The sequence below is a fragment of the Pseudomonas sp. IAC-BECa141 genome (assembly GCF_020544405.1).
Lineage (GTDB): Bacteria > Pseudomonadota > Gammaproteobacteria > Pseudomonadales > Pseudomonadaceae > Aquipseudomonas.
In genome coordinates this window covers 4,436,604-4,454,513 of sequence record NZ_CP065410.1, presented here as the reverse complement: position 1 = coordinate 4,454,513, position 17,910 = coordinate 4,436,604, and the positions used below count along the sequence as shown (strand labels likewise).

The window sequence follows — 17,910 nt, the reverse complement described above, 5'->3', positions numbered from 1 at the left end:
GCTTGATCCATGGCAAGCCTGGCTGACGATCACTCGAGGACAATCCGCCGCCGACGGGAATTTCTGTGCCGCGCCAGAGCCCAATCCGCTAGTCTTGCTGAATCCTGGAAGGAGCCGTCCCTATGTTCGAATCCGCTGAAATCGGTCACGCCATCGACAAAGACACCTACGAAGCCGCCGTGCCCGCTCTGCGTGAAGCGTTGCTGGAAGCCCAGTTCGAGTTGCAGCAGCAGAAGCGTTTTCCGGTGATCATTTTGATCAACGGCATCGAAGGCGCCGGCAAGGGCGAGACGGTGAAATTGCTCAACGAGTGGATGGATCCGCGTCTGATCGAAGTGCGCACTTTCGACCAGCAGACCGATGAAGAGCTGGCGCGGCCACCGGCCTGGCGTTACTGGCGGATGCTGCCGGCCAAGGGGCGGATGGGGGTTTTCTTTGGCAACTGGTACAGCCAGATGCTGCAGGGCAGGGTCCACGGCTTGTTCAAGGATCCGCGACTGGATCAGGCCATCGCCGGGGCCGAACGCCTGGAAAAGATGCTGTGCGACGAAGGTGCGCTGATCTTCAAGTTCTGGTTCCACCTCTCCAAGAAGCAAATGAAGGCGCGGCTCAAGGCGTTGGCCGACGACCCGCTGCACAGCTGGCGGATCAGCCCGCTGGACTGGCAGCAATCGCAGACCTACGACAAGTTCGTCAAATACGGCGAACGTGTGTTGCGCCGAACCAGCCGCGACTATGCGCCGTGGCATGTCATCGAAGGGGTGGACGCCAACTACCGCAGCCTGACCGTTGGCAAGATTTTGCTTGAAGGCCTGCAAAACGCGTTGAAGCGCCCCGACGTGCATTCGAGTGCGGTCAGTGCCCAACCGCTGGGCACGTCGGTGGATCAGTTGAATCTGCTCGACAGCCTCAACCTGGATCAGCGTCTGGAAAAGAAAGATTACGAAGAACAATTGATCACCGAACAGGCGAGGCTGTCCGGCCTGATGCGCGACAAACGCATGCGCCGCCATGCACTGGTGGCGGTTTTCGAAGGCAACGATGCGGCGGGCAAGGGCGGGGCGATCCGTCGGGTGGCGGCGGCGCTCGATCCGCGTCAGTACAACATCGTGCCGATTGCCGCGCCGACCGAGGAGGAGCGGGCACAGCCTTACCTGTGGCGTTTCTGGCGACACATCCCGGCCCGGGGCAAGTTCACCGTGTTCGACCGCTCGTGGTACGGCCGGGTGCTGGTAGAGCGGATCGAAGGTTTTTGCAGCACCGCCGACTGGATGCGTGCCTACGGCGAAATCAACGACTTCGAAGAGCAGCTCGCCGATGCCGGGGTGATCGTGGTCAAGTTCTGGCTGGCCATCGACAAGGACACGCAGATTGAACGCTTCCAGGCGCGTGAAGAAATCCCCTTCAAGCGCTTCAAGATCACCGAAGACGACTGGCGCAACCGCGACAAGTGGGACGCCTATCGTGCCGCGGTGGGCGACATGGTCGACCGCACCAGCACCGAAATTTCCCCCTGGACCCTGGTTGAGGCCAACGACAAGCGCTGGGCTCGGGTCAAGGTCTTGCGCACGATCAACCGTGCGCTGGAAGAAGCTTTCGAGAAGTCCGACAAACGAGCCAGGAAACACAAGGACTGAGCCGATGGGCCCGCATACGCGAGGTGAATGATTGTCGCGGTCGGCGATTGAGTGGACATATGCTCGGTCCACTCTCAACTGACTGCAACAATGAGGTATGCCATGCGTGAAGTGGTGATCGTCGACAGCGTACGGACCGGCCTGGCCAAGTCCTTTCGCGGCAAGTTCAACCAGACCCGTCCCGATGACATGGCGGCCCATTGCGTCAATGCGTTGCTCTCGCGCAACGACATCGACCCGGCCAGCGTCGAGGATTGCATCGTCGGCGCCGGCTCCAACGAAGGCGCCCAGGGCTACAACATCGGTCGTAACGTGGCGGTGCTCTCGCAATTGGGCACTGGCACGGCGGGCATGACCCTCAACCGTTTCTGTTCGTCGGGCTTGCAGGCGATTGCGATTGCCGCCAACCAGATTGCATCGGGTTGCAGCGACATCATCGTCGCCGGCGGCGTCGAGTCGATCAGCCTGACCCTGAAAAGCGTCAACACTGATCACCTGATCAACCCGTTGCTCAAGCAGCAGACGCCAGGTATCTACTACACCATGGGCCAGACCGCCGAAGTGGTGGCGCGCCGTTATGGCGTGAGTCGCGAGGCGCAGGATCGTTACTCGCTGCAAAGTCAGATCCGTACTGCCCAGGCGCAGGCAGCAGGGCTGTTCAACGATGAAATCGTGCCGATGGCGGTGAAGTACCGCGTTGAAGACAAGAACAGCGGTGAAGTGCAGATCCTCGACGGCATCGTTGATCGCGATGACTGCAACCGTCCGGATACCACTTATGAAAGCCTCGCCGGATTGAAACCGGTATTCGCCGAGGACGGTTCGGTGACCGCCGGCAACTCGTCGCAGTTGTCCGATGGCGCCTCGATGACGCTGGTGATGAGCTTGGAAAAAGCCCTGCAACTGGGGCTCAAGCCGAAAGCGTTTTTCCGTGGGTTTACCGTAGCCGGGTGCGAGCCGGACGAAATGGGCATCGGCCCGGTGTTCTCGGTGCCGAAACTGCTCAAGGCCAAAGGCTTGCAGGTGGCGGACATCGATCTTTGGGAATTGAACGAAGCGTTCGCCTCGCAGTGCCTGTACGCCCGTGACCGACTGGAAATCGATAACGAGAAATACAACGTCAACGGCGGCTCGATTTCCATCGGTCACCCGTTCGGCATGACCGGGTCGCGGCAGGTCGGGCATCTGGTGCGCGAGTTGCAGCGACGCAATCTGCGCTATGGGATCGTGACCATGTGCGTGGGCGGCGGAATGGGCGCGACCGGATTGTTTGAGGCCGTGCGTTAAGTCCGGGAATTTGTTTTGCTCTCTCGATGGCTTTCGCGAGCAAGCTCGCTCCCACAGTTGACCCTATTCTTATTGAAGGAATGTGATCGAATGCGGGAGCGAGCTTGCTCGCGAATGGGGCGACCGGATCTACCTGCCGGAATCCAGCAACTGCATCCGCGCGATGTAGGCCTTTATCTGCTGCTCGGCTTTCTCGGGGCTGTCGAACGGCCCTTCGAGGGTGTTTTCCCGGGTGCTGAAATACAGCTCGCCATTGACCCGGCATACGCGGTCGCTGCGAAAGTGCATGGCGGGGGCGGTGTCCTGGGCGCGCATGCCTAACATGACGGCGTCTCCTTGGTGAGTGTTGTCCCGGGCTGGATCCAAGGAGCTTATGCCTGAACCACTTACCTTGCCCGGCCAGCCGATCAACGGCCCTTCGTCAATTTTCTGCTGCGACCTGCACAGTTTCATTTGCGGCTTGAGCGCAACTGTCCCTGTGTCGGGCGGATCTGTGCGCCTAGAATGAGCGCTCCTGTCTCTGGCGCTTGGGGTTCTCATGCACGTTTCATCGGGTCGTTGGGTGTACGGCATGTTCCTGGCGCTGTTGACGGCGTTTCTGTGGGGAATCCTGCCGATCAAGCTCAAGCAGGTGCTGATGGTGATGGATCCGGTCACGGTGACCTGGTTTCGTCTGCTGGTGTCCGGCGGCTGTCTGTTCATTTATCTGGCGGCGACCAAACGGCTGCCGAGTCGCAAGGTGCTCGGGCCGAAGGGCGGCTGGCTGGTACTGATGGCCGTGCTCGGGCTGGTGGGCAACTACGTGCTGTACCTGATGGGCCTGAACCTGCTCAGCCCCGGCACTGCGCAACTGGTGGTGCAGATGGGGCCGATCATGTTGCTGATCGCCAGTCTGTTCGTGTTCAAGGAGCGCTTCAGCATCGGCCAGGGCATTGGCCTGGTGGTGCTGCTGATCGGTTTTGCGCTGTTCTTCAATCAGCGTCTGGCGGAATTGCTCACCTCTTTATCTGATTACACCGCCGGCGTGTTGCTGGTGCTGTTGGCCTCGACCGTCTGGACCTTTTACGCGTTGGGGCAGAAGCAATTGTTGACGGTGTGGAATTCGTTGCAGGTGATGATGGTGATCTACCTGTTCTGCGCCATGTTGCTGACGCCTTGGGTGCATCCGCTCGAAGCACTGTCGCTGAGCCCGTTGCAGGGCTGGCTGCTGCTGGCGTGCTGCATGAACACCCTGATCGCCTACGGCGCATTTGCCGAGGCACTGGCGCATTGGGAAGCCTCACGGGTCAGTGCGACGCTCGCGATCACGCCGCTGGTGACGTTCGGCGCAGTAGCGGTGGCGGCCGTGGTGTGGCCCGAGTATGTGCATGCCGAGCAAATCAATCTGCTGGGGTATGGCGGGGCGGTGCTGGTGGTGCTGGGGTCGGCGCTGGTGGCGCTCGGGCCTTCGCTGATTGCCGGGCTAAAGGCCCGGCGGATGAAGATGGCCGCCAGCTAAACCGCGTCAACCTCATTCGCGAGCAAGCTCGCTCCCACATTCAACCGCATTCCTGACAGGGGAATGCGGTCAACTGTGGGAGCGAGCTTGCTCGCGATGACGGACTTTCTGGCGCTACGGGATTCAGCCCTTGGCCCCGGCCTCGATCATGTTCTCCGGCCGTACCCAGGCGTCGAACTCCTCATCGGTCAGATAACCCAGCTCCAGCGCCGCTTCGCGCAGGGTCTTGCCCTCGCTGTAGGCTTTCTTGGCGATTTCCGCCGACTTGTCGTAGCCGATGTGCGGGTTCAGCGCCGTCACCAGCATCAGCCCGCGTTCCAGATGTTTCGCCATGACTTCGGCATCCGGTTCAAGCCCGGCGATGCAGTGCTGCTGGAAGTTGCTGCACCCGTCGGCCAGCAGGCGGATCGATTGCAGCAGGTTGTGGATGATCACCGGTTTGAACACGTTCAGTTGCAGATGACCCTGGCTGGCGGCAAAACCGATTGCCACGTCGTTGCCCAGCACCTGACAGGCGAGCATCGACAACGCTTCGCACTGCGTCGGGTTGACCTTGCCGGGCATGATCGAACTGCCTGGTTCGTTGGCCGGCAATTTCACTTCAGCAAAACCTGCGCGTGGGCCCGAGCCCAGCAGACGCAAGTCGTTGGCGATTTTCATCAGCGCCACGGCGAGGGTTTTCAGGGCGCCGGACAGCGTAGTCAGCGGCTCATGGCCGGCGAGGGCTGCGAACTTGTTCGGCGCGGTGACGAATGGCAGGCCCGACAGCGCCGCCAGTTCCGCGGCAATCGCTTCGCCGAAACCGTGTGGCGAATTGAGTCCGGTGCCGACGGCCGTGCCGCCCTGCGCCAGTTCGCAGACTGCGGGCAACGCTGCGCGGATCGCTCGTTCGGCGTAATCCAGCTGCGCTATGAAGCCGGAGATTTCCTGGCCGAAAGTGATCGGCGTGGCGTCCATCATGTGGGTGCGACCGGTTTTCACCAGTTTCATATGCCGTGCCGACAGCTCGGCGAGGCCGCCCGACAACTCGGCGATGGCGGGCAGCAGTTGGGCCTGCACCGCTTGCGCAGTGGCGATGCTCATGGCGGTGGGAAAGCAGTCGTTGGAACTCTGCGAGCGGTTGACGTGATCGTTGGGGTGCACTGGCGTCTTGCCACCGCGCGGGTTGCCGGCCAGTTCGTTGGCGCGACCGGCGATCACTTCGTTGACGTTCATGTTGCTTTGCGTGCCGCTGCCGGTCTGCCAGACCACCAGCGGGAACTGGTCGTCATGCTGGCCGTCGAGCACTTCGTCGGCGGCCTGTTCGATCAGGCGGGCGATGTCGGCTGGCAGGTCGCCGTTGCGGTCGTTGACCCGGGCCGCGGCTTTCTTGATCAGGGCCAGGGCGTGCAGGACCGGCAAGGGCATGCGTTCCTGGCCAATGGCGAAGTTGATCAGCGAGCGTTGCGTCTGAGCGCCCCAGTAAGCGTCGTCCGGGACTTCGATCGGGCCCAGGCTGTCGGTTTCGTTACGGCTCATCGTGCACACTCCTGTTGGTCTGTTTGCGCAGTTTAGGCCGGTGTCGGCCCGGGTGGTTCCCTCCGGCCGATTGTTGACTGGCAAATCCCCGCCAATCAAGCGCGGCAAGGGCCGGGGGTTGAGCCGCAGCGTTATTCAGGCGCAGAATGGTCGCCCTTGGGGTTTGACCTCGCCTAGCTGAAAAGGAAACTCGATGATTCGTCTTCGTGCCATCTGCACCGCGGTTGCCCTGGTTTGCGCCAGCGGCCAGGTGTTTGCCGATACCGCCAGCCACAACGCCAGTGCCGAAACTTTCCTGACCCTGGCGCACGCTGACAAGCTGGGCACTCCGGTGTACATGCAGGTTCAGCAGATGTTTGCCCAGCGTTTTGAACAGACCAAGGCGCCGGAATCCAAGAAAGCCGTACTGGATACCTACCAGGCCAAGGCCAACGCCGCCCTGGACCAGGCCATCGGCTGGAACAAGCTGAAGCCGGACATGGTCAAGCTCTACACCAGCAACTTCAGCGAACAGGAGTTGAAAGATCTGGTCGCGTTCTACCAGTCGCCACTGGGCAAGAAAGTCCTGGAAAAAATGCCGCAGCTGACTCAGCAATCGGCCCAGATGACCCAGGCCAAACTGGAAAGCGCGGTACCGGTGGTCAACAAGCTGCTGGACGACATGACCAACGAGCTGGCACCGAAAGGCGCGGCTCCGGCCAAGAAGAAGTAAGCGGAGTTCGTGATGACCATGCAACAACGCATCGAATCGACGCTGGCGCTGCTTCAGCCTGAGCATCTGCAAGTGCTGGACGAAAGCCACATGCACAGTCGCGGGTTGCAGACCCACTTCAAGGCAGTGGTGGTCAGTGCGCAGTTCGAAGGCCTGAACCGGGTCAAGCGCCACCAGAAAGTCTACGGCACGCTCGGCGAGCTGATGGGCGAGTTCCATGCGTTGGCGCTGCACACCTACACCCCGCAGGAATGGGCAGAGGTGGGTGCCGCTCCGGCGTCGCCGACCTGTGCCGGCGGCAGCAAGCATTGAGCCTTGCAGCAATGAACTGAGGTTTTTTGCTAGAATCCGCAACGCGCCGCTGACCCGGCGCGTTTTTTTTCGCATCCGGTTCACCCTTTACGAGGGTAGCCACCTGGAGAAATACCCATGACACAACCGATTGTCGTGGCGGCACTGTACAAGTTCGTCACCCTCGAAGATTACGTCAGCCTGCGCGAGCCCCTGTTGCAAGCGATGGTCGACAACGGCATCAAAGGCACTCTGCTGATCGCCGAAGAAGGCATCAACGGCACGGTTTCCGGCAGCCGTGAAGGCATCGACGGCCTGCTGGCCTGGCTGCGCAACGATCCGCGCATGGTCGATATCGATCACAAGGAATCGTACTGCGACGAGCAGCCGTTCTATCGCACCAAGGTCAAGCTCAAGAAAGAGATCGTGACCCTGGGCGTCGAAGGCGTCGACCCGAACAAGAAGGTCGGCACCTACGTTGAACCGCGGGACTGGAATGCGCTGATCAGCGATCCGGAAGTGTTGCTGATCGACACCCGCAACGATTACGAAGTCTCGATCGGCACCTTCGAAGGCGCCATCGATCCGAAAACCACCAGTTTTCGCGAATTCCCCGACTACATCAAAGAACACTTCGATCCGGCCGTGCACAAGAAGGTCGCGATGTTCTGCACCGGCGGCATTCGTTGTGAAAAAGCCTCGAGCTACATGCTCGGCGAAGGTTTCGAAGAGGTTTACCACCTCAAGGGCGGCATCCTGAAGTACCTCGAAGAAGTGCCGCAGGAAGAAACCAAATGGCAGGGCGACTGCTTTGTGTTCGACAACCGCGTGACCGTGCGCCATGACCTGAGCGAAGGCGACTACGATCAGTGCCATGCCTGCCGCACCCCGGTCAGCGTTGAAGATCGCGCCTCCGAGCATTACGTGGCCGGCATCAGCTGCCCGCACTGCTGGGACACCCTGAGCGAGAAGACCCGCCGCAGCGCCATCGACCGCCAGAAGCAGATCGAACTGGCAAAAGCGCGCAACATGCCGCACCCGATCGGCTACAACTATAAGCAAGATAAGCAAGCATCCACCGAGGCTTAATCATGTCTGCACGCCTGCTCTATGTGATGGATCCGATGTGTTCGTGGTGCTGGGGATTTGCTCCGGTAGCCAAGGCATTGGTGGAGCAGGCGCAGGCAGCCGGGGTGGAACTGCACCTGGTGGTCGGCGGGTTGCGCACCGGCAGCGGTGCGGCGCTTGAGCCGACCACCCGGCGCTACATTCTCGAACACTGGCAGGCGGTTACCGAGGCCACTGGCCAGCCGTTCAAGTTGGAAGGCGCATTGCCGGAAGGTTTTGTCTACGACACCGAACCTGCCTGCCGGGCCATCGTCACCGCGCGCAGCCTGGCGCCGGATTGCGCGTGGAAACTGGTCGGGTTGATCCAGCACGCGTTTTACGTCGAAGGTCGCGATGTCACCCAGGCCAGCGTTCTGGTGGAGCTGGCCGAGAAGTCCGGCGTCCCGCGCATCGAATTTGCTGCCCTGTTTGATCATGCCGATCAACACAAGGCGACCCAGGCCGATTTCAGCTGGGTGCAGGATCTGGGCATCGCCGGATTCCCGACCCTGCTCGCCGAGCGCAATGGCCAACTGGCGTTGCTGACCAACGGTTACCAGCCGCTCAGTGAACTGTCGCCGTTGCTCGGTCGATGGCTGGAGCGCGCGGCCTGTGTCTGACCCGGCCGATGACACGCCAGCCGTCAAGCGTGTCGACCGGCTGAGCTGGGCTGAAGTCCGGCGATTGGCACTTCATCACAAAAAATCCCTGTGGATCGCCAACGGCGTGGCCGTACTGGCGACGCTGTGCAGCGTGCCGATTCCGCTGCTGTTGCCGTTGTTGGTGGACGAAGTCCTGCTCGGTCACGGCGATGCGGCGCTGAAAGTCATGAACCATGTACTGCCTTCGATGTGGCAGCAGGCGGCAGGCTATATCGGCCTGATGCTGGTGGTGACGCTGACCCTGCGCTGCAGCGCCCTGTGTTTTGGCGTATTGCAGGCGCGGTTGTTTGCGCGGCTGGCCAAGGACATCGTTTATCGCATTCGCGTGCGGCTGATCGAGCGTCTGAAACGCATTTCCCTCGGTGAATACGAAAGCCTGGGCAGCGGCACGGTCACCACCCACCTGGTCACCGATCTCGACACCCTCGACAAGTTTGTCGGCGAAACCCTCAGCCGTTTCCTGGTGGCGATGCTGACCCTGGTCGGCACCGCCAGCATCCTGATGTGGATGCACTGGAAACTGGCATTGCTGATCCTGCTGTTCAACCCGCTGGTGATCTACGCCACGGTGCAGTTGGGCAAGCGGGTCAAGCACCTGAAGAAACTGGAGAACGACAGCACCTCGCGCTTCACTCAGGCGCTGAGCGAAACCCTTGATGCGATACAGGAAGTGCGCGCAGGCAACCGTCAGGGCTTTTTTCTCGGGCGCCTCGGCCTGCGAGCGCAGGAAGTGCGCAACTATGCAGTCAATTCGCAATGGAAGACCGACGCCTCGAACCGGGCCAGTGGTCTGCTGTTTCAGTTCGGCATCGATATCTTCCGCGCGGCGGCCATGCTCACGGTGTTGTTCTCCGATCTGTCGATCGGCCAGATGCTCGCGGTGTTCAGCTATCTGTGGTTCATGATCGGCCCGGTCGAACAACTGCTGAACCTGCAATACGCCTACTACGCGGCAGGCGGTGCGCTGTCGCGGATCAACGAACTGCTGGCGCGCGCCGACGAGCCGCAATACCCCGGCGGTGTCGATCCGTTCAAGGGCCGCGATACCGTCGGGATTCAGGTGCAAGGGTTGAGCTTCGGTTACGGCGACGAACTGGTGCTGGACCAGTTGAATCTGTCCATCGCTCCTGGTGAAAAAGTGGCGATTGTCGGCGCCAGTGGTGGCGGCAAAAGTACCCTCGTGCAATTGCTGCTGGGGCTCTACACGCCACTGGCCGGGACGATCCGCTTCGGCGGATCGACCCAGCAGGAAATCGGCCTGGAAACGGTTCGGGAAAATGTCGCGGTGGTGCTGCAACATCCGGCGCTGTTCAACGACAGCGTGCGCGCCAACCTGACCATGGGCCGCACCCGTAGCGACGAAGCCTGCTGGCAGGCACTGGAAATCGCCCAGCTCGAACCCACCATCCGCGCCTTGCCGGACGGGCTGGACAGCATCGTCGGCCGCTCCGGCGTGCGCTTGTCCGGCGGTCAGCGGCAACGTCTGGCGATCGCGCGGATGATTCTCGCCGAACCCAAAGTGGTGATTCTCGACGAGGCGACGTCAGCCCTCGACGCCGCCACCGAATACAACCTGCACCAGGCCATGGCGCGGTTCCTCCATGGCCGCACCACGCTGATCATCGCCCACCGCTTGTCAGCGGTGAAGCAGGCGGACCGGGTGCTGGTGTTCGACGGCGGGCAAGTGGCCGAGGATGGCGACCATCAGCAACTGATTGCCGATGGCGGGTTGTACGCCAAGCTTTATGGGCATTTGCAGCGGTTGTAGATCAGCTGCGCAGCACCTTCAATCCATCTGTCGTGGCGTCGTGACCAGCTGTTGCTCGGCGGCAGGCTTGTGGCCACGTCCACCGAGGCGATACTTTTTCCGCAACAAGCCCACCAGTTTGGCCTCGCTTTCCAGTGAGGTCGGCACGTCATTGCTGGCGGTCACGACGTCGGCATGCGCGATGTTTCTCGCCTTATGCGATTGATGGTTTTCTCGTGCGACGGGTGAGGGAACCAGGTCTTTGATGTCGGGGCCCGAATCAAGTCCCGATGCTTGTCTGACACGAAACTCCTGAGTGTCTGGTGTGTCGGTTGTAGCAAGAGAGATCGATGTGATGCAGCACTCCGCGAGAACGATTTCCTGCCCTGAGAGGGAACAACTGGAGTGCCAGTGAAACGCCGCCAGCCAATTGTGCGGCGTTACATATATATAAGGCTGCGTTTGTACTGAATCAGGGCCGATCCGCCGCTTGCCGTAACCCCGAACGCCTCCTAGTCTTTGGGAGTTGGTCTGATAGAGACGGACGATCAGGCAGTGACCACGCAAGGAATCCAATGAAACAAAAGCGGACTCTCGGAACGCCTCGGTTGCTGGGCATCGTCTGGCCATTCATTGCCGTCGTGTTGTTTCAAGCCTTGCTGGGGGGCGTGAGTCTTTACGTCCTGTCGGCCGTTCGAGGTTATGTGGCGGGCGAAAGCCTCTGGTCCAAGGGCCAGAAAGACGCCATCTATTACCTCAATCTGTATGCCGACAGCCGAGACGAGGCGATTTACCTCAAATACCAGACCGCGATTGCCGTGCCTCAGGGTGGCCATCAGTTGCGTCTGGCGCTGGACAAGCAACCGCCCGACCTGCAAGCGGCGCGCGAAGGCATCCTCAAGGGCGGCAATCATCCGGACGACGTGTCCAGTCTGATCTGGCTGTACCTGAATTTCCGTCACTTCAGTTACCTGGAAACCGCCATCGACCGCTGGACGCTGGGCGATGCCTATCTGGTGGAGCTCGACGGCGTGGCGCAGGAGATGCATCAGCGCATCACTGCCAATGCCGCCACCGAGGCCGATATCCGGCGCTGGAAAGAGCGGATTTTTGCCATCAATGATGGCGTGACCCCGGCCGCCAAGGCGTTCAGCGATGCCTTGGGCGAAGGCTCGCGGATGATCCTGCGCCTGCTGCTGTTCACCAACCTTGCCACCGCGCTGGGCCTGATTGTGCTGGCACTGCTGCGCACCCGCAAATTGCTCAAGCAGCGGCACGCTTTCGCCGAAGCGCTGCAACTGGAAAAGGACCGCGCCCATGTCACCTTGCACTCGATCGGCGACGGGGTGATCACCACCGATGTGAGCGGGGCGATCGACTATATGAACCCGGCCGCCGAGGCGTTGACCCACTGGAAGGCCGAGCAGGCTGCCGGTCTCCCGCTGGCGGCGTTGTTCAACCTGCTGGATGACAACGCCCAGAATGAGGGGTTGACGCTGATCGAGCACATTCTCAGCGGCCAGCTCACGGGCGGCAGCGAGCATTCGAAGCTGATCCAGCGGCTGGATGGCAGCACCGTGTCAGTAACCCTGGTCGGCGCGCCGATCCGCAACGCCGGCAAGGTCAGCGGTACCGTGCTGGTGCTGCATGACATGACCCAGGAGCGGCAATACATCGCCAATCTGTCGTGGCAGGCCACTCACGATGCGCTGACCGGGCTGGCCAACCGTCGCGAGTTCGAATACCGCCTCGAACAGGCCCTGCACAACCTGACCCGGCAGCCGGGACGGCATGCGCTGATGTTCCTCGATCTCGATCAGTTCAAGCTGGTCAATGACACTTGCGGGCATGCGGCCGGCGATGAGTTGTTGCGGCATATCTGTGCGTTGCTGCAATCGGGCCTGCGCGAGGGCGACACCCTGGCGCGGCTGGGCGGGGACGAGTTCGGCATCCTGCTGGAGAACTGCGCGCCGGAGGCGGCCGAGAAAATCGCCGAGGGGCTGCGCCAGACCGTGCAGAACCTGCATTTCGTCTGGAAGGGCCGGCCGTTCCTGACCACTGTCAGCATCGGCCTGGTGCACGTCGCGCAAACCCCGACCACCCTCGAAGCCTCATTGCGGGCCGCCGACATGGCCTGCTACATGGCCAAGGAAAAGGGCCGCAACCGGGTGCAGGTCTATCACGCCGACGATTCGGAGCTGTCTCTGCGCTTCGGCGAGATGGCATGGGTACAGCGCCTGCACATGGCCCTGGAGGAAAACCGTTTCTGTCTCTACGCCCAGGAAATCGCTCCGCTGAATTCGGTTGCCGGAGGCTCCCGCGGGCACATCGAAATTCTACTGCGCCTGCATGACGAAGCGGGTCGGATGATTCTCCCGGACAGTTTCATACCGGCGGCTGAGCGTTACGGTTTGATGACCTCATTGGATCGCTGGGTTGTGCAGAATGTATTTAAGGTTATTGCTCAATGTATTAACGAAGAGTGCGAAGGGCCTCTGGCAATGTGTGCGATTAATCTTTCAGGCATTACTATCGGAGATGACGCTTTTTTGCACTTTCTACGCGAGCAGTTTGATAACTACGGCATACCGCCTGAAATGATTTGTTTTGAAATTACAGAAACCAGTGCCATTGCAAATCTCGGTAGTGCAATCAGATTTATTAATGAACTCAAGGGCTTGGGTTGTTATTTTTCGCTCGATGACTTTTGTGCCGGAATGTCTTCATTCGCTTATTTGAAACATTTGCCTGTAGACTTCCTGAAGATCGACGGGAGTTTCGTAAAGGATATGCTGGACGACCCGATTAACCGTGCAATGGTCGAAGTGATCAATCACATCGGGCATGTCATGGGTAAGCAGACAATTGCCGAGTTTGTTGAAACGGCGCAGATCGAGCAGGCGTTGCTTGAAATCGGCGTGGATTACGCTCAGGGTTATGTTGTGGAACGCCCGCAGTTGTTTACCTGTGACAGTTTGCAAAGTCGGCCCGCCAGACCGCAGCCACTGTTATTCAAGGCGCCTGGCAAATTCCGTTGAAGTCTCTTGCCGATCCTTACAATCACAAATCAAAAGGAGCCGAACAGTGATCGACACATTCAACCGAACCGGACCACTCATGGAAGCTGCAAGTTATCCCGCCTGGGCGCAACAGTTGATCCAGGATTGCAGCGAGAGCAAACGCCGGGTTGTCGAACATGAACTTTATCTGCGCATGCGTGATAACAAGCTCAGCGCCAAAACCATGCGCCAGTACCTGATCGGGGGCTGGCCCGTCGTTGAGCAATTCGCCTTGTACATGGCGCAGAACCTCACCAAAACCAAATTCGCCCGTCACCCGGGTGAAGACATGGCGCGGCGCTGGTTGATGCGCAACATCCGCGTTGAACTCAACCATGCCGATTACTGGCTGCACTGGAGCCGGGCCCATGGGGTGAGCCTGGAAGATTTGCAGGCGCAGCAAGTGCCACCGGAGCTGCATGCTCTGAGCCATTGGTGCTGGCACACCAGTTCGGCGGATTCACTGATCGTGGCCATTGCGGCCACCAACTACGCCATCGAAGGCGCGACCGGGGAGTGGTCGGCGCTGGTGTGTTCGACGGGTGTCTATGCCGCCGCCTTCCCTGAAGAGGATCGCAAGCGGGCGATGAAGTGGCTGAAGATGCACGCCCAGTACGACGATGCCCACCCTTGGGAAGCACTGGAGATCATCTGCACCCTGGCCGGGACGAACCCTAGCAAGGCCTTGCAGGTGGAACTGCGACAGGCGATTTGCAAGAGCTACGACTACATGTACCTGTTTCTGGAGCGCTGCATGCAGCTTGAGCTGTCGGAGCGGGTGATGGTCGGACGTGAGCGTCGGGCGCTGGTCGAGAGCTGATTTCGGCGACATCAATAAAAAACGGGAGCCTCGGCTCCCGTTTTTGTCGGCTGCGAAAAATCAGCCCGCCATGGTCAGGCGATTGCGACCCTCGCGCTTGGCGACATATAGCGCGCTGTCGGCGCGGCGCAGCAGGCTGTCGGCGGATTCGCCCGGCAACAGGGTCGAGCAGCCGAGGCTCACGGTGAGTTCGATCAATTGATTATTGGCGTAGTAATCCTGGGCCTGCGCTGCCTGACGCAGGCGCTCGCCGACCATGGCGGCCGCATCGCGGGCGGTGTTGGACAGCAGGATCAGAAACTCTTCGCCGCCATAGCGAAACACCATGTCGACATTGCGCAATTGGCCCTTGATCGATGCGGCTACGGCTTTGAGTACGTCATCGCCAGCGCCGTGGCCGTGAAGGTCGTTGACCTGTTTGAAATGATCGATGTCCAGCATCAGCAACGACAGCGGTTGCAGGTGCCGGCGGGACATCTCGATTTCCCGTTGCAGCGTCTGCTCCATGGCAATGCGGTTGCCGGCACCGGTCAACGGATCACGCAAGGCGCTTTGCGTGGCGGCACGGTACAGCAGGGCATTGCGCATCGGATACAGCAGGGCCGACAGCAGCGACTCGAGATTGCCCAGTTCCTGTTCGCTGAAGCGCTGGTTGCGGCGGAATACCAGTTCACCCATGTGCTCGCCTTCGTGACTGAGGCTGTAACTGGCCGAGTGGTGTCCGCGGGCGCCGAATTCCAGGCGCAGGTCGCTGCCGCTGTGCATATAAGTCAGAGCGTCCAGCGGCACGAGGCGCTGAACTTCGCGGAAAAACAGACCGAGGATGCGTTGTGGCTCGAGGCTGGTTTGCAGTTGCAGGCTCATTTGCTGGCGCAATTGCGCCAGGCTGACAGGTCGCGCCAGCAGAGACGGATGCTGACCAAAGCCCAGGCGTTGCAATTTGGCACTGTCGAAGTCAATTGCAGTGGTCTGGGAGGGTGATTTCATATGGCGTGAGCCCCTAAGCAGTAAGTCTGTCTTACAGGCTGGGTGAGAGCGGCTATGGGCTGCGCGTCATACTGATCCATCAGTCCCGTAGGACATTTGTCACAAGTTTAGTCTGCGCGATGACGATTAGTCAGCTATCGAATCGGGCCTCGCCCGACTGCCTTCACTCGGCGTGCTTTGAGGAAATGTAGAGCGAAAGTCGTGCCATACGGTTCATATTGTTTGAAAACCGTTTTGAATCAACAGGTTGGGACTTTGTAGGCGGTAAAGATGATGGATATTTGACTGAGTTTGCGCTACTCAGAGCGGCAATTGCATGCCGCGACGGGATTCCGCCACGGCAACAAATGCGACGTATGGTATTACTGGGCGTTGAAGGCCTGGCCATTGATACCGGTGCTGTCGGGGCCCATCAGGTACAGATAGACCGGCATGATCTCTTCCGGTGTCGGGTTGTTCAGCGGGTTTTCACCCGGGTAAGCCTGGGCGCGCATGCTGGTGCGGGTGGCACCCGGGTTGATGCTGTTGGAGCGCACCGGGGCCACGTTTTCGACTTCGTCGGCCAGGGTTTGCATCAAGCCTTCGGTGGCGAACTTCGACACGCCATAGGCGCCCCAGTAAGCACGACCCTTGCGCCCGACACTGCTGGAGGTGAAGACCACCGACGCGTCCTGCGACAGTTTGAGCAGCGGCAACAGCGTGCTGGTCAGCATGAAAGTGGCGTTGACGTTGACCTGCATGACGCGCATGAAGTTTTCACCGGACAACTGCTCGATCGGCGTGCGCGGGCCGATGATCGAGGCGTTGTGCAGCAGGCCGTCGAGGTGGCCGAACTCGGTCTCGATCATCGCCGCCAGCTCATCGTATTGATGGGGCAGGGCGGTTTCGAGGTTGAACGGGATTACGGCCGGCTGCGGATGCCCGGCCGCTTCGATCTCGTCGTAGACCTGGGTCAGGTTGGCTTCGGTCTTGCCCAGCAACAGCACGGTCGCGCCGTGGGCGGCGTAGGTCTTGGCGGCAGCCGCGCCGATGCCACGACCGGCACCGGTGACCAGAATGACCCGATCCTTGAGCAATTCGGGGCGAGCGGAGTAATCAAACATAAAAAACCTCATCAAGAGTCAGATCATTCCCACGTCGAACCGTCGGCGCGGGAATGCAGCCAATAACGCTCCGCGTCAGGCCTCAGCAGCTGCAAAGTGCGTTATCCAGCACCTTGCGCAGCTCCAGCGGATGATCCACCACCACGTCCGCGCCCCAGTGCCGAGGGTTGTCGTCCGGGTGAATGTAGCCATAGGTCACGGCAGCGGTCCTGGTGCCGGCGTCACGGCCGGATTCGATATCGCGCAGATCATCGCCGATAAACAGAACGGTCGACGGATCCAGATCAAGCATCTTGCAGGCGAGGATCAGCATCTCGGGATCCGGCTTGCTGTTCTTCACGTGATCCGGGCAGATCAGCAGTGCCGAGCGCTCGGCCAGCCCCAGTTGCTGCATGATCGGCTCGGCGAAGCGCAGCGGTTTGTTAGTGACCACGCCCCAGACCAGATTGGCTTTCTCGATGTCGGCCAGCAATTCGCCCATGCCCTCGAACAGCTTGCTGTGCACGGCGCAACCGACGAGGTAGCGCTCAAGGAACTCCAGGCGCAGTTCCTCGAAACCCGGCGACTCCGGATCCATCGAGAATGTCACCGCGACCATGGCCTTGGCACCGCCGGAAATTTCATCGCGGATGTGTTTGTCGTTCATGGGCGGCAAGCCACGATCCGCGCGCATCGCCTGGCAGATGGCGATGAAGTCCGGCGCGGTGTCGAGCAGAGTGCCGTCCATGTCGAAAAGGACTGCTCTGATGGCCATCGGCTTATTCCTCGCGCAGGGTCTGGATCATGTAGTTGACGTCAACGTCCGCCGACAGTTTGTAGTGCTTGGTCAGCGGGTTGTAGGTCAGACCGATGATGTCCTTGACGGTCAGGCCGGCCATGCGGCTCCAGGCGCCGAGCTCGGAAGGGCGGATGAATTTCTTGAAGTCGTGGGTGCCGCGCGGCAGCAGCTTCATGATGTATTCGGCGCCGACGATGGCGAACAGGTACGCCTTCGGGTTGCGGTTGATGGTGGAGAAGAACACCTGGCCGCCGGGCTTGACCATGCGGAAGCAGGCACGGATCACCGAGGATGGATCCGGTACGTGCTCGAGCATTTCCAGGCAGGTGACGACGTCGAACTGCTCGGGCATTTCTTCGGCCAGGGCTTCGGCGGTGATCTGCCGGTACTCAACGTTCACGCCGGACTCCAGCTGATGCAGTTGCGCGACCGCCAACGGCGCTTCGCCCATGTCGATGCCGGTCACGGTCGCGCCGCGCTGGGCCATGGCTTCGCTGAGGATGCCGCCGCCGCAACCGACGTCCAGAACCTTCTTGCCGGCCAGATTGACCCGTTCGTCAATCCAGTTGACCCGCAGCGGATTAATGTCGTGCAGCGGTTTGAATTCGCTTTCGCGATCCCACCAGCGATGGGCCAGGGCTTCGAATTTGGCGATTTCGGCGTGGTCGACGTTGCTCATGATTCAATCCTCTAAAACTTGAAAA

17 protein-coding genes are annotated in these 17,910 nt (G+C 60.4%); 10 read left to right on the top strand and 7 right to left on the bottom strand.

What is annotated here, in order from left to right; translation table 11 throughout:
* Positions 1 to 122: 122 nt before the first annotated feature.
* Both pap and I5961_RS20305 read left to right on the top strand, forming a co-directional pair.
* Positions 123 to 1,637 carry a polyphosphate:AMP phosphotransferase gene (gene pap, locus I5961_RS20310; RefSeq protein WP_085704678.1) on the top strand — a complete coding sequence of 505 codons (1,515 nt, stop codon included), beginning with the start codon at positions 123 to 125 and terminating at the stop codon, positions 1,635 to 1,637.
* Positions 1,638 to 1,739: 102 nt separating this feature from the next.
* Positions 1,740 to 2,924, top strand: a complete 1,185-nt coding sequence (locus tag I5961_RS20305) for a thiolase family protein (protein WP_064383416.1) — start codon at positions 1,740 to 1,742, stop codon at positions 2,922 to 2,924.
* Between the two features lie 129 nt (positions 2,925 to 3,053).
* Here the strand turns inward: I5961_RS20305 and I5961_RS20300 are convergent, their stop codons facing one another.
* Positions 3,054 to 3,248 (bottom strand): DUF6316 family protein, encoded by a 195-nt coding sequence (locus I5961_RS20300; RefSeq protein ID WP_227233196.1) that lies wholly within the window; start codon positions 3,246 to 3,248, stop codon positions 3,054 to 3,056.
* Positions 3,249 to 3,462: 214 nt separating this feature from the next.
* On the opposite strand from I5961_RS20300, the gene I5961_RS20295 reads away from it, so the two are divergent.
* Positions 3,463 to 4,422, top strand: a complete 960-nt coding sequence (locus tag I5961_RS20295) for a DMT family transporter (protein ID WP_227233194.1) — start codon at positions 3,463 to 3,465, stop codon at positions 4,420 to 4,422.
* A 123-nt stretch (positions 4,423 to 4,545) separates the two neighbouring features.
* On the opposite strand, the gene I5961_RS20290 is transcribed toward I5961_RS20295, so the two are convergent.
* Positions 4,546 to 5,940, bottom strand: a complete 1,395-nt coding sequence (locus tag I5961_RS20290) for a class II fumarate hydratase (RefSeq protein WP_227233193.1) — start codon at positions 5,938 to 5,940, stop codon at positions 4,546 to 4,548.
* 193 nt (positions 5,941 to 6,133) lie between these two features.
* Here I5961_RS20290 and I5961_RS20285 point away from each other — a divergent pair, with 193 nt between their 5' ends.
* The 5 genes from I5961_RS20285 to I5961_RS20265 all read left to right on the top strand — a co-directional run bounded on the left by I5961_RS20285 (position 6,134) and on the right by I5961_RS20265 (position 10,480).
* A complete protein-coding gene (locus I5961_RS20285; protein ID WP_085699902.1) occupies positions 6,134 to 6,652 on the top strand; it encodes a DUF2059 domain-containing protein in 519 nt (172 codons plus the stop codon).
* Between the two features lie 12 nt (positions 6,653 to 6,664).
* Positions 6,665 to 6,964 carry a BolA family protein gene (locus tag I5961_RS20280; RefSeq protein ID WP_065257175.1) on the top strand — a complete coding sequence of 100 codons (300 nt, stop codon included), beginning with the start codon at positions 6,665 to 6,667 and terminating at the stop codon, positions 6,962 to 6,964.
* A gap of 117 nt (positions 6,965 to 7,081) precedes the next feature.
* Entirely contained in the window at positions 7,082 to 8,032 is a 951-nt protein-coding gene (locus tag I5961_RS20275; RefSeq protein WP_085699904.1) for a rhodanese-related sulfurtransferase, read from the top strand.
* Between the two features lie 2 nt (positions 8,033 to 8,034).
* A complete protein-coding gene (locus I5961_RS20270; RefSeq protein WP_227233191.1) occupies positions 8,035 to 8,670 on the top strand; it encodes a DsbA family protein in 636 nt (211 codons plus the stop codon).
* Positions 8,663 to 10,480 (top strand): ABC transporter ATP-binding protein, encoded by a 1,818-nt coding sequence (locus I5961_RS20265; RefSeq protein ID WP_085705391.1) that lies wholly within the window; start codon positions 8,663 to 8,665, stop codon positions 10,478 to 10,480. The genes I5961_RS20270 and I5961_RS20265 overlap by 8 nt, the downstream gene beginning before the upstream one ends.
* Before the next feature lie 18 nt (positions 10,481 to 10,498).
* Here the strand turns inward: I5961_RS20265 and I5961_RS20260 are convergent, their stop codons facing one another.
* On the bottom strand, positions 10,499 to 10,645 hold the full coding sequence (locus tag I5961_RS20260; protein ID WP_227233190.1) for a hypothetical protein: 147 nt from the start codon (positions 10,643 to 10,645) through the stop codon (positions 10,499 to 10,501).
* A gap of 389 nt (positions 10,646 to 11,034) precedes the next feature.
* On the opposite strand from I5961_RS20260, the gene I5961_RS20255 reads away from it, so the two are divergent.
* Together I5961_RS20255 and I5961_RS20250 are read left to right on the top strand one after the other, a co-directional pair.
* Positions 11,035 to 13,497, top strand: coding sequence for an EAL domain-containing protein (locus I5961_RS20255; RefSeq protein ID WP_085705393.1), 2,463 nt, complete (start codon positions 11,035 to 11,037; stop codon positions 13,495 to 13,497).
* Positions 13,498 to 13,543: 46 nt separating this feature from the next.
* Entirely contained in the window at positions 13,544 to 14,338 is a 795-nt protein-coding gene (locus I5961_RS20250; protein ID WP_085705394.1) for a TenA family transcriptional regulator, read from the top strand.
* Positions 14,339 to 14,398: 60 nt separating this feature from the next.
* Here I5961_RS20250 and I5961_RS20245 read toward each other — a convergent pair whose 3' ends face one another.
* The 4 genes from I5961_RS20245 to ubiG form a co-directional block, all read right to left on the bottom strand.
* Positions 14,399 to 15,325, bottom strand: coding sequence for a GGDEF domain-containing protein (locus I5961_RS20245; protein ID WP_227233188.1), 927 nt, complete (start codon positions 15,323 to 15,325; stop codon positions 14,399 to 14,401).
* Positions 15,326 to 15,687: 362 nt separating this feature from the next.
* On the bottom strand, positions 15,688 to 16,428 hold the full coding sequence (locus I5961_RS20240) for a YciK family oxidoreductase (protein WP_085705398.1): 741 nt from the start codon (positions 16,426 to 16,428) through the stop codon (positions 15,688 to 15,690).
* Between the two features lie 82 nt (positions 16,429 to 16,510).
* Positions 16,511 to 17,182 carry an N-acetylmuramic acid 6-phosphate phosphatase MupP gene (gene mupP / locus I5961_RS20235; RefSeq protein WP_085699919.1) on the bottom strand — a complete coding sequence of 224 codons (672 nt, stop codon included), beginning with the start codon at positions 17,180 to 17,182 and terminating at the stop codon, positions 16,511 to 16,513.
* A gap of 4 nt (positions 17,183 to 17,186) precedes the next feature.
* Complete coding sequence (ubiG, locus tag I5961_RS20230) at positions 17,187 to 17,885, bottom strand: bifunctional 2-polyprenyl-6-hydroxyphenol methylase/3-demethylubiquinol 3-O-methyltransferase UbiG (protein ID WP_065257165.1); 699 nt, start codon at positions 17,883 to 17,885, stop codon at positions 17,187 to 17,189.
* Positions 17,886 to 17,910 lie beyond the last annotated feature (25 nt).

Excerpts from the sequence above, each read along its gene's own strand:
- pap (WP_085704678.1), top strand. The coding sequence starts at position 123 with ATGTTCGAATCCGCTGAAATCGGTCACGCCATCGACAAAGACACCTAC.
- I5961_RS20305 (WP_064383416.1), top strand. The coding sequence starts at position 1,740 with ATGCGTGAAGTGGTGATCGTCGACAGCGTACGGACCGGCCTGGCCAAG.
- I5961_RS20300 (WP_227233196.1), bottom strand. The coding sequence starts at position 3,248 with ATGTTAGGCATGCGCGCCCAGGACACCGCCCCCGCCATGCACTTTCGC.
- I5961_RS20295 (WP_227233194.1), top strand. The coding sequence starts at position 3,463 with ATGCACGTTTCATCGGGTCGTTGGGTGTACGGCATGTTCCTGGCGCTG.
- I5961_RS20290 (WP_227233193.1), bottom strand. The coding sequence starts at position 5,940 with ATGAGCCGTAACGAAACCGACAGCCTGGGCCCGATCGAAGTCCCGGAC.
- I5961_RS20285 (WP_085699902.1), top strand. The coding sequence starts at position 6,134 with ATGATTCGTCTTCGTGCCATCTGCACCGCGGTTGCCCTGGTTTGCGCC.
- I5961_RS20280 (WP_065257175.1), top strand. The coding sequence starts at position 6,665 with ATGACCATGCAACAACGCATCGAATCGACGCTGGCGCTGCTTCAGCCT.
- I5961_RS20275 (WP_085699904.1), top strand. The coding sequence starts at position 7,082 with ATGACACAACCGATTGTCGTGGCGGCACTGTACAAGTTCGTCACCCTC.
- I5961_RS20270 (WP_227233191.1), top strand. The coding sequence starts at position 8,035 with ATGTCTGCACGCCTGCTCTATGTGATGGATCCGATGTGTTCGTGGTGC.
- I5961_RS20255 (WP_085705393.1), top strand. The coding sequence starts at position 11,035 with ATGAAACAAAAGCGGACTCTCGGAACGCCTCGGTTGCTGGGCATCGTC.
- I5961_RS20245 (WP_227233188.1), bottom strand. The coding sequence starts at position 15,325 with ATGAAATCACCCTCCCAGACCACTGCAATTGACTTCGACAGTGCCAAA.
- I5961_RS20240 (WP_085705398.1), bottom strand. The coding sequence starts at position 16,428 with ATGTTTGATTACTCCGCTCGCCCCGAATTGCTCAAGGATCGGGTCATT.
- mupP (WP_085699919.1), bottom strand. The coding sequence starts at position 17,182 with ATGGCCATCAGAGCAGTCCTTTTCGACATGGACGGCACTCTGCTCGAC.
- ubiG (WP_065257165.1), bottom strand. The coding sequence starts at position 17,885 with ATGAGCAACGTCGACCACGCCGAAATCGCCAAATTCGAAGCCCTGGCC.